The sequence below is a fragment of the Bacilli bacterium genome, from assembly GCA_036381315.1.
GTDB lineage: Bacteria > Bacillota > Bacilli > Paenibacillales > KCTC-25726 > DASVDB01.
Map to the genome: position 1 here is coordinate 1 of DASVDB010000060.1, position 10525 is coordinate 10525.

Sequence of the window (10525 nt, forward strand, 5' to 3'; positions counted from 1 at the left end):
CCGCATCCAAAAAATCGAAATTCCAACGGAAGCGCAACTGCACGAATATATTATGCAGGCAGTTCGCGACCGGATTGACCAACTGACCGCCGAAGGGCTGATCTATCAATTGGAAGAAGCGGAGATTATTAGCAGGAGAGAAGCGAACATGCTGCGGGCGGCCATTTCGCGCGAGACGCTTCCGTTCAAGCTGCCATTGCGCGATGAAATCAGGGCTCGCCTGTTGAAAAGCATGATTGTCGCATTGTTGAGCAAGTAAGCGCACGAACATTTTACGTTGGGAGGGATGAAGATGCTATGCCAAGAATGCGGTAAAAGGCCGGCGTCACTGCACTTCACGAAAATCATCAACGGCGAAAAGACAGAGTACCATATTTGTGAAGCGTGCGCCAGGGAAAGAGGCGAAGCGATTCCCGGCACCAGCAACGGATTTTCCATCCATAATTTAATTTCCGGATTGCTTGATTTCACCCCGGCGGCAACGGTCGGCAGCAAACCGGCGGAGTTGCGCTGCGGTCAATGTGGGCTGACCTATTCGCAGTTCGGGAAATTGGGCCGTTTTGGCTGCAGCGCTTGCTATCAATATTTTTCCGATCGCTTGAACCCGCTTTTGAAGCGAGTGCACGGCAATGTTGTCCATGTGGGCAAAGTGCCCCGCAAAATCAATTCGGAAATTCAGGGAAAACGGGAAATTGAGCGTCTGAAGAAAGAACTGCAAAAAAGCGTCGAGAAAGAAGAATTTGAAACCGCGGCGCGCATTCGCGACAAAATTCGCGAACTGGAGAAGAAAAACGCCTCGATGTAGCGGCCAAGGATGATAATAGCTGAAGGAGGTGGTTGTAAATGACGCTTCAGCATTTTACGGACAATGCTTTCAGCGAGTGGATGAAGGGCGGGGGGCCGGATGCGGATATCGTCATCAGCAGCAGAATCCGGATTGCCCGGAACATAAAGGAATTCCCGTTTCCGATCATGGCTTCGGCCCAGCAATCCCGGGCGGTGCTGGAGAAAGTGTTAAAAAGCTTGAACAACGATGCGCTGCATCAAATCAGCAAGTTTGCGTTCGTAAACCTCGCCGATTTGCCCGATTTGCAAAAACGCGTGCTGGTGGAGAAACATTTGATCAGCCCCAGCCTCGCCGAAGAATCGCGGAATGGAGCCGTCATTATAAGCGAAAATGAATCAATCAGCATCATGATCAACGAGGAAGATCATTTGCGAATCCAGGTTTTGTATCCCGGTTTGCAAATAAATGAAGCCTGGCGGTTAGCGAGCCGCATTGACGATCTGTTCGAGGCCAGTCTGGATTATGCGTTCGACGAACAACGGGGTTATTTGACCAGCTGCCCGACCAATGTCGGCACGGGCATCCGCGCTTCGGTGATGATGCACTTGCCCGCTTTGGTCATTACGCAACAGATCGGGCGCATGTTGTCGGCGATCACGCAGGTGGGGCTGGCGGTGCGCGGATTGTACGGCGAAGGCAGCGAGGCAACCGGGAATCTGTTTCAAATCTCCAACCAAATCACGCTGGGCCAATCAGAGGAAGAAATTATCGACAATCTGCACAGTGTCACGCGCCAAATTATCGAGCATGAACGCGCCGCCAGAAAAAGTTTGCTTGAACATTCCAAGGCCAAAATATATGATCGGGTAAACCGTTCGCTCGGAATTCTGGCCTATGCCGGCATCATCGACTCCAAAGAAGCGGCGCAAAGGTTGTCCGACGTGCGGCTCGGCATCGATATTGGGCTGATTAGCGGCGTTAGCGCAAACGCCATGAACGAATTGATGGTCATGACGCAGCCCGGATTTTTGCAGCAATATGCGGGGAGGATGCTGTCCGCCGACGAAAGGGACATACGCAGGGCGGAATTGATCAGGCATCGTTTGCGGACAAAAGATAAATAAAGGGAATGCGAATATTCAACGGAGGTGGAAACCCATGATGTTCGGACGATTCACGGAGCGCGCCCAAAAAGTGCTGGCGCTCGCGCAGGAAGAAGCGGTGCGCTTGGGGCACAACAATATCGGAACGGAACATATACTGTTGGGGCTGATTCGCGAGGGCGAAGGAATTGCGGCGAAAGCGCTCGTCGCTCTTGGGCTCGGCCTGGAAAAAATTCAGGATGAAGTCGAAAATTTAATCGGCCGCGGGCATGAGCAACCGATGAACATCGCCTATACGCCGCGCGCCAAAAAAGTAATCGAGTTGTCGATGGACGAAGCGCGCAAACTGGGGCATACGTATGTCGGAACGGAGCACATTTTATTGGGGCTGATCCGCGAAGGCGAGGGCGTTGCCGCACGCGTGCTCAACAACCTCGGCGTGAGCCTGAACAAAGCGCGGCAGCAAGTATTGCAACTGTTGGGCAGCAATGAAGTCGTCACATCGAGCCACGGTCCGTCGACGAACGTCAACACGCCCACGCTGGACAGCCTGGCGCGCGATTTGACCGCCGCGGCGAAAGAAGGCCATCTGGATCCCGTGATCGGCAGAAGCAAAGAAATCGAACGGGTGATCCAGGTGCTTTCCCGCCGCACGAAAAACAACCCGGTGCTGATAGGCGAGCCCGGCGTCGGCAAAACGGCGATTGCCGAAGGGCTGGCGCAGCGAATCATCAACAATGAAATCCCGGAAACATTGCGCGATAAACGGGTCATGACGCTGGATATGGGCTCGGTTGTCGCCGGCACGAAATACCGCGGCGAATTTGAAGACCGCCTGAAAAAGATTATGGACGAAATCCGCCAGGCCGGCAATGTGATCATCTTTATCGACGAGCTGCACACGTTGATCGGCGCGGGCGGAGCGGAAGGCGCAATCGACGCTTCCAACATTCTGAAACCGGCGCTGTCGCGCGGCGAACTGCAATGCATCGGGGCGACGACGCTTGATGAATACCGCAAATATATTGAAAAAGACGCGGCTTTGGAGCGGCGCTTCCAGCCGATTATGGTGGATCAGCCGACCGTGGAAGAAGCGATCCAGATTCTCTATGGACTGCGCGACCGGTATGAAGCCCATCATCGCGTCAAAATTACCGACGGGGCCATCGATCAGGCGGTCAGACTTTCCGACCGCTACATTACCGATCGCTTCTTGCCGGACAAGGCGATCGATTTGATCGACGAAGCGTCTTCCAAAGTGCGCTTGCGTTCGTATACGGTGCCGCCGAATTTGAAGCAATTGGAAATCAAATTGGAAGATGTCCGCAAGGAGAAGGATGCGGCGGTGCAAAGCCAGGAGTTTGAAAAGGCGGCGGCGCTGCGCGATAAGGAGCAAAAAATCCGCGAAGAATTGGATAAAACGAAAAATGAATGGAAAGAAAAGCAGGGCCGCACCGATTCCGAGGTAACCCCGGAAGATATCGCGCAGGTTGTGGCGAGCTGGACCGGGATTCCGGTCAGCCAGCTGGCGCAGGAAGAGACGGAGCGCCTCCTGAACATGGAGTCGATTCTGCATCAGCGGGTGATCGGACAGGATGAAGCGGTGAAAGCCGTAAGCAGCTCCATTCGCCGGGCCCGGGCAGGATTAAAGGACCCGAAACGCCCGATGGGCTCGTTCATCTTCCTTGGGCCGACAGGCGTCGGCAAAACCGAACTGGCGCGCGCTTTGGCGGCGGCCATGTTTGGGGATGAAAATGCGGTCATCCGCATCGATATGTCGGAATACATGGAGAAACACTCCACGTCCCGGCTTGTGGGGGCTCCTCCCGGATATGTCGGATACGAAGAAGGCGGCCAATTGACGGAAAAGGTACGGCGCAAGCCGTATTCGGTCGTGCTGCTTGATGAAATCGAAAAAGCGCATCCGGAAGTGTTCAATATTTTGCTGCAGGTGCTTGAGGATGGACGCCTGACCGATTCCAAGGGGCGCGTCGTCGACTTCCGCAACACTTTGATCATCATGACGTCCAACGTCGGCGCGGAGACAATCAAAAAATCCTCCACATTGGGCTTTGCCGTGAGCGATAAACAGGACGTCGACTACAACAACATGAAAGAAAAAGTAATGGGCGAATTGAAAAAAAGCTTCCGCCCCGAATTTTTAAACCGGATTGACGAGATCATCGTGTTCCATTCCCTGGACGAAGAGCATATCAGGCAGATCGTCACCTTGATGGCGGAAGAACTGCGCAAGCGCCTGAAAGAGCAGGATGTTGATTTTGAATTGACCGACAAGGCAAAGGCGTTTCTCGCCAAGGCCGGCTTCGATCCGACTTACGGAGCAAGGCCGCTGCGCCGCGCGATTCAGAAACATATCGAAGATCGATTGTCGGAAGAACTGCTGCTCGGTAAAATTCAAAAGGGCGATCATGTGCTGATTGATGAGGTCAATGGGGAACTGGAAGTAATCAACCAAGCTCTTAAAAAGAAGCCCCAAAGCATAAAATAAGCCGCTTGCCTGCCGCACCGAACTCCGGCGCCTTGCCGTAAAGGCGCCGGTTCGGCATGTTTCATGGCATTATAGGCAGCGGGCGCGAATGAAAGGTGCATTTGCAAATGGCCAAGGTTCAAACCAGATTTTATTGCCAGGAATGCGGGTATGAAGCGGCAAAGTGGCTGGGGAAATGCCCGGGATGCCAATCCTGGAACAGCATGGTTGAAGAAACCGTCGCTTCCGGCAAGCAACATGATGCGCATGTGTCCATAGCCGGCGGCGGGAGAGAACGTCCTGCGCCCATAACGGATATAAAAAGCGGCGAGGAAGCAAGAATTGTCACCGGCATCGGCGAACTGGACCGGGTATTGGGCGGCGGCATTGTTCCGGGCTCGCTCATTCTGGTAGGCGGCGATCCGGGGATCGGGAAGTCGACGCTGCTTTTGCAAACTTCCCATTCGCTGGCTAGGCAACAGTTGAAAGTTTTGTACATATCGGGCGAAGAATCCGTCCGGCAGTTGAAATTGCGCGCCGACCGCCTCGGCTCTTTATCGCCGGAAATTTTTGTGCTGTGCGAAACGAATTTGGAGCAAATCGAAGCGGCTGTTGCGGACGTCAAGCCGGATTTTCTTGTCGTTGACTCGATCCAGACGGTCTATCATCCGCTTATCGCTTCCGCTCCCGGCAGTGTCGCGCAAGTGCGGGAATGTACCGGCAAACTGCTGCGTATCGCCAAAGTAAGCGGCATTGCCACGGTTGTTGTCGGGCATGTGACGAAAGAAGGCGCGATCGCCGGACCGCGGCTGCTCGAGCACATGGTCGATTGCGTGCTGTATTTCGAAGGCGAACGGCACCAGAGCTATCGGATGCTGCGCGCGGTGAAGAACCGTTTCGGGTCGACAAACGAGATTGGCGTTTTCGAAATGAAGGAAGCGGGATTAAGCGAAGTCGCCAACCCTTCCGAATGGTTTTTGGCGGAACGCCCGAAAGGCGCGTCCGGTTCAATTGTGGTTGCCAGCATGGAAGGGACCCGCCCGATTTTGGTGGAATTGCAGGCGCTGGTGGCGACGACCAATTTTGCCGCGCCGCGCCGCATGGCGACAGGTGTGGATTATAACCGCATGTCGCTCATCATTGCCGTATTGGAAAAGCGGATGGGCATGGTGCTGCAAAATCAGGATACGTTTATGAATGTCGCCGGGGGAGTCAAATTGGATGAGCCGGCGGTCGATTTGGCAATCGCCGTCAGCATCGCCTCCAGCTTCCGCGACAAACCGACACAGGCCAATGATGTGGTTTTTGGCGAAATCGGCTTGACCGGGGAAGTGCGGGCGGTTTCGCGCGCGGAGCAAAGAGTGAAAGAAGCGGAAAAGCTTGGCTTTAAGCGGGTAATTATGCCAAAGAAAAGTTTGCAAGGGTTCAAACCTCCGCAAGGCATTGAAGCAATCGGCGTACAAACGGTTGCCGAAGCGCTTGGGGCGGCGTTTGGCTGAAGGTAGGGGGTGCGATTGTGAAAGAAGACGTTGCCAGAGACGTAATGGGCCAACTGCTGCAATTGGTTGCGCCAGGCACCCCATTTCGCGAAGGCCTGGAAAATGTGTTGCGCGCCAAGACGGGTGCGCTAATTGTCGTAGGGTACAGTCCGGAAGTCATGCAAATCGTTGACGGCGGCTTTTCCATCAATTGCGATTTTTCGCCCAATTACTTGTATGAGCTGGCCAAAATGGACGGCGCCATCATTTTAAGCGAAGATGTAAAACGGATTCTTTACGCGAATACGCAGCTCATTCCCGATTCGCTCATACCTTCCACGGAAACCGGCATACGGCACCGCACCGCGGAAAGGGTGGCGAAGCAAACGGGGCGGCTGGTCGTTTCCATTTCGCAGCGGCGGAATATCATTACGCTGTATCAGGGAAATTTGCGGTATACGTTGAAGGATATCGGCGTCATTTTAACGAAGGCGAATCAGGCGATTCAGACATTGGAGAAATATAAGACGGTGCTGGATCAGGCGCTGACGAATTTATCCGCGGCGGAGTTTGAGGAGCTCGTCACGTTGCATGACGTGGTCGGGGTGATCCAGCGGGTAGAGATGGTGATGCGGATCCGCGCGGAGATTTTACGCTATATCGCTGAATTAGGCACCGAAGGCCGGCTGATCAGCATGCAGTTGGAAGAGCTTGTGGCAAATATCCACGAAGACGCCGCCATGCTGATTAAAGATTACGGCAAAGATACGGACAATGAGAAAATAAAAGAAGTATTCATGCTCCTCAAAAAGTTAAGCGCCGAAGAATTAATGGATGAATTGCAAATTATCAAAATATTGGGCTATCCAGCAGGTGGAGCGACGGATGAGCCGATTCCGACAAAAGGCTACCGCATTCTGCATAAAATCCCGCGCATGCCGGCGGCCATTATCGAAAATTTGGTGCAGCATTTCAAACATCTTGCCTATATTACGATGGCGACCATCGAGGAACTGGACGAAGTGGAAGGGATCGGCGAAGTACGGGCAAGAGCGATCAAGGAAGGATTGAAGCGGATTCAAGAACAGGTATTCATTGACAGACATATATAATTTGCATACAATCAGGAATGAACATAGCAGCATATCTTACCCCGCATGATATCAGCTTGATCGGGGACAGTATGCCTAGGGGTGTATTTGATGATTGCCAAATCGCTACCCAGTTTGTTTACAGTGGCAAACCTGGTGTTAGGTGTCATAGCGATTATTCTCACTTTCAATGATCGGGCGGATTATGCTGCAATGATGGTTATCGTCGCCATGCTGATGGACGGATTGGACGGACGGGTTGCACGAGCGCTCAATGTGCAGAGTGAATTCGGCAAAGAGTTGGATTCGCTTTCCGATGTGATATCATTTGGCGTTGCCCCGGCATTTGTGATGTATGTTGCGGCTTTTCAAACAGTGAATCCTGCAGCGGCTTGGGTTGCCACCGCGATCTTTCCCATTTGCGGCGCGTTGCGTTTGGCCAGATTCAACGTGCAATCGCCCCATTTGGGCTATTTTGTCGGTTTGCCGATTCCGGCGGCCGGCGGCGTGTTGGCGACGCTGGCGCTATTTCATAACGAATTGTCCGTTGCGTTTTTGCTGGTCAGTGAATTGATCTTGTCGTTTCTTATGATCAGTACGGTAAAATATCCGAGCTATAAAAAAGCCGGCATTCCGAAATCGGCGAAATGGGTGCTGCCCATCATTGTCGTGGGCGCGGTCATTGTCGCTATTCGCTATCCGGGGACGCTTTCCAAATTGGTGTTTGTTCCGCTGGTCTTATACGCTTTATATGGAATAAAAAAAAACGTTAGAATTGCCAGGCGCCGTTCGCGGCGGGCGAAGATGGAGGAACAGGAAGCGCGCGAAACCTTTTGACAGACGTTGCCGCAAACTTTGGCGCAAAAATTTTGTTAGAACCTCGATGCGCATCACGCGGAGCCATTTGGCGTCCATAACGGCAAAAATGCCGATATAGCGCACCACGCGAAGCGAATCAGCCCCTATAACGGCAATAATGGCGTTATTGTTGTATAAAAGATTGATGCGACGCTGGTGAGACGTTGCGGGAATTTCTCCCGTTAAAATGCGACGAATTCGTTATTTTCATTATTTTGCGGGAAAATCTCCCGCAAAATTTTCATTTTTTGCGTGTATGGGTAAAAATCACAATTTTATGTTGGAGGTTTTCCCGTTATTTTTGCCAATCGGCTTAAACGGTACAAAATAACGGGAGGTTTTCCCGTATGCGCCTGGTCCAACTGGGCACAATTCAGTTTCCATACGCCAGGTCTAAACCCACCGCCTTTAGGCGGTCAGCTTCCAGTGCCAGCACTTTGTTTAACGTGAAACCTCGCTGCGCAACGGTAAAATGGGAGGAATGCCTCCCAGCATAAACCTACCTTCCCGTCCAACGCTGAAAGGGGGATTACCTCCCTGCACAGCGCGAGCGTTACCCTCGCTGAGCGCAAAACGGGTGGTTCGCCTTCCCGCCCAGCGCTCTTGTACAACGGTCACTGCACACCGCAAAAAGGGGGATCGCCTTCCTGTTCAACCCACCCACACACCGCTAACGGACGCAGCAGAGGCTATTTGCCGAAAAAAGGCTGGGCAAAAATTGTAACGGTCACCACAGCGGCTATTCGCCTTATTTTTACCTGAATACCGCACAAAGTGTTAATATAAGCGCAACTGCGACCGTTAAACTTAAAAACCGGGCGTAAAACCCAAAATAGCCTCTGTCACGTCCGTTAGACCGGAAAGCACCCAACCATGATCGTCAGATCTGATCTACTACAACCGTTACAGGCTGTAGCCCGGCAAGCAGACCGAGTGTCCAACAGTCATCTAAAGAGGTGCAAGCGGCCAACCGGCCGGGTGTCCGTCGGCAAGCTTTAGGTGGCTTTAGCCACAGATTGCTAATCGGCAGGCTTTAACCTGAACAGTCGGCTCTCCGCCGCTGACAGAAACATACCGGCTTTAGCCGGTTGTCGTTCAGTCGAGTAAGCCCCGGTGGTATGAATCGGCATGAAAAAGGCAAAAAAGCTGTTCCGACCGCTGTAATGCGGATACTCGGAACAGCTTTTTAACATTTTCCAGCGATTTACGACATATTGAAAAAGCCCAAAGTTGAGCATTTTTCCGATTCCCTGCGGACGACGTCCTCCAGGTCGATATGCAGCAAATTGCATAAGGCGGACATATAAAACAGATTGCGTCCCAACTCGGCGCGGATGATATCCTGGCATTGTTCGCACAATTGCCCGGAGACATGCGTGTCCAGCATTTGTTTCAATCGTTCCTTCGACAAGTCTGCCGAATATGGCTGCTTCTTCGCATTCACTTCGATGCATCCGCACTCCGTAATCGCTTTTGTGATCGAACGGTTGACGGAGGCGTTGGATTGCTGATACTTGGACAGTACGTCAAGCAGACTTCGATGGCGCAATAACAGTTCGGATACCTGATCCTGAAAATCTTTCAGCTGCAGACAGCTCATCCCTTTCACCCCGATCGTTCCATGTCAATTTTTATTATATAAGAATAAAATTGAGAATTCAAAGGCAACTTTTCGCAATCGGCAATTTGCGCTCGCCTCCGTATAGCATGGGGGAAATTGGTTCATAATTGTAAGGAACTGTTTCAACCATTTTAACTGGAGGTGAATGGCGGGTGAAAAAGATTGCGCAGCTTGCGCTGGCATTTTTGGGAGCCTTGGGAGGCTGGCGATTATATGCGTTCATAGAGGATAAATTAGCAGAATTGACTGGAACAAGCTTGATTCGCGGCGCCGGTTTTGCCGTCGGCGCTTTATCCGCGTTGGCGGTTTTTCTTGCTTCCGCGCGAATCCTTGATTGGATTGGGGCGGCCATTCTGCGGTTTGAACGGAAAATCGGCCAACTGCCGTTGTTTGATTTGTTGTCGGGGTTAATGGGTCTTGTCCTCGGACTTGTAGTGTCCGTTTTGGTTTATCCGCCGCTGTCCGTGCTGGATGAGCCGCTGAACATGCTGCCTGTCGCCGTGACCATCGTGCTGTCCGCGGTCGGTTTCCGCCTGGGACTGAGCAAAAAGGAGGAAACCGCGGCGTTTTTCCTAAGGCGGACGGGCAAAGCCGCGGATGATGGCGAAAACGCGCGCAGCGACTATAAGATTCTGGACACCAGCGTGATAATTGACGGCAGAATCGCCGACATTTGCAAAACCGGCTTTATTGAAGGTACGCTTATTATCCCCGAATTTGTCCTTGAAGAGCTGCAGCATATCGCCGACTCGTCCGATTTGTTAAAACGCAATCGCGGCCGGCGGGGATTGGACATTCTGAACAAGATTCAGAAGGAATTGGACGTGAAAGTGTTAATTCATGAGGGCGATTTTGAGGATATCAGTGAAGTGGACAGCAAGTTGGTCAAACTGGCCAAAGTTTTGGGAGGCAAAGTGCTGACCAACGATTACAACTTGAATAAAGTATGCGAACTGCAAGGCGTTTCGGTTCTGAACATCAACGACTTGGCCAACGCGGTGAAGCCGATTGTGCTTCCGGGCGAGGAAATCGTCGTGCAAGTGATTAAAGACGGCAAGGAGCATGGACAGGGAGTCGCTTATCTGGATGACGGAACGAT

Annotated in this window: 9 protein-coding genes; 8 read left to right on the plus strand and 1 reads right to left on the minus strand. The window is 52.3% G+C overall.

Features of this window, described 5'->3' with window-relative positions; all coding sequences use genetic code 11:
* The 7 genes from VF260_04595 to pssA all read left to right on the plus strand — a co-directional run.
* A partial coding sequence (locus VF260_04595) for a CtsR family transcriptional regulator (GenBank protein ID HEX7056462.1) occupies positions 1–259 on the plus strand: 259 nt, incomplete at its 5' end.
* Positions 260–292: 33 nt separating this feature from the next.
* A complete protein-coding gene (locus VF260_04600; GenBank protein ID HEX7056463.1) occupies positions 293–805 on the plus strand; it encodes a UvrB/UvrC motif-containing protein in 513 nt (170 codons plus the stop codon).
* A gap of 38 nt (positions 806–843) precedes the next feature.
* A complete protein-coding gene (locus tag VF260_04605) occupies positions 844–1911 on the plus strand; it encodes a protein arginine kinase (GenBank protein HEX7056464.1) in 1068 nt (355 codons plus the stop codon).
* Positions 1912–1945: 34 nt separating this feature from the next.
* Positions 1946–4399: an ATP-dependent protease ATP-binding subunit ClpC gene (gene clpC, locus VF260_04610; GenBank protein ID HEX7056465.1), complete on the plus strand. Its 2454-nt coding sequence runs from the start codon at positions 1946–1948 to the stop codon at positions 4397–4399.
* Between the two features lie 107 nt (positions 4400–4506).
* Positions 4507–5877 (plus strand): DNA repair protein RadA, encoded by a 1371-nt coding sequence (radA, locus tag VF260_04615; GenBank protein HEX7056466.1) that lies wholly within the window; start codon positions 4507–4509, stop codon positions 5875–5877.
* 44 nt (positions 5878–5921) lie between these two features.
* Positions 5922–6968, plus strand: coding sequence for a DNA integrity scanning diadenylate cyclase DisA (gene disA, locus VF260_04620; GenBank protein HEX7056467.1), 1047 nt, complete (start codon positions 5922–5924; stop codon positions 6966–6968).
* Positions 6969–7058: 90 nt separating this feature from the next.
* Positions 7059–7784 carry a CDP-diacylglycerol--serine O-phosphatidyltransferase gene (gene pssA / locus VF260_04625; GenBank protein ID HEX7056468.1) on the plus strand — a complete coding sequence of 242 codons (726 nt, stop codon included), beginning with the start codon at positions 7059–7061 and terminating at the stop codon, positions 7782–7784.
* A gap of 1225 nt (positions 7785–9009) precedes the next feature.
* On the opposite strand, the gene VF260_04630 is transcribed toward pssA, so the two are convergent.
* Complete coding sequence (locus VF260_04630; protein HEX7056469.1) at positions 9010–9405, minus strand: DUF1573 domain-containing protein; 396 nt, start codon at positions 9403–9405, stop codon at positions 9010–9012.
* Positions 9406–9578: 173 nt separating this feature from the next.
* Between VF260_04630 and VF260_04635 the strand changes: the two genes are divergently transcribed.
* On the plus strand, positions 9579–10525 hold a 947-nt coding region (locus VF260_04635), incomplete at its 3' end, for a PIN domain-containing protein (protein HEX7056470.1).

Excerpts from the sequence above, each read along its gene's own strand:
- clpC (HEX7056465.1), top strand. The coding sequence starts at position 1,946 with ATGATGTTCGGACGATTCACGGAGCGCGCCCAAAAAGTGCTGGCGCTC.
- VF260_04600 (HEX7056463.1), top strand. The coding sequence starts at position 293 with ATGCTATGCCAAGAATGCGGTAAAAGGCCGGCGTCACTGCACTTCACG.
- disA (HEX7056467.1), top strand. The coding sequence starts at position 5,922 with ATGGGCCAACTGCTGCAATTGGTTGCGCCAGGCACCCCATTTCGCGAA.
- VF260_04630 (HEX7056469.1), bottom strand. The coding sequence starts at position 9,405 with ATGAGCTGTCTGCAGCTGAAAGATTTTCAGGATCAGGTATCCGAACTG.
- pssA (HEX7056468.1), top strand. The coding sequence starts at position 7,059 with ATGATTGCCAAATCGCTACCCAGTTTGTTTACAGTGGCAAACCTGGTG.
- VF260_04605 (HEX7056464.1), top strand. The coding sequence starts at position 844 with ATGACGCTTCAGCATTTTACGGACAATGCTTTCAGCGAGTGGATGAAG.
- radA (HEX7056466.1), top strand. The coding sequence starts at position 4,507 with ATGGCCAAGGTTCAAACCAGATTTTATTGCCAGGAATGCGGGTATGAA.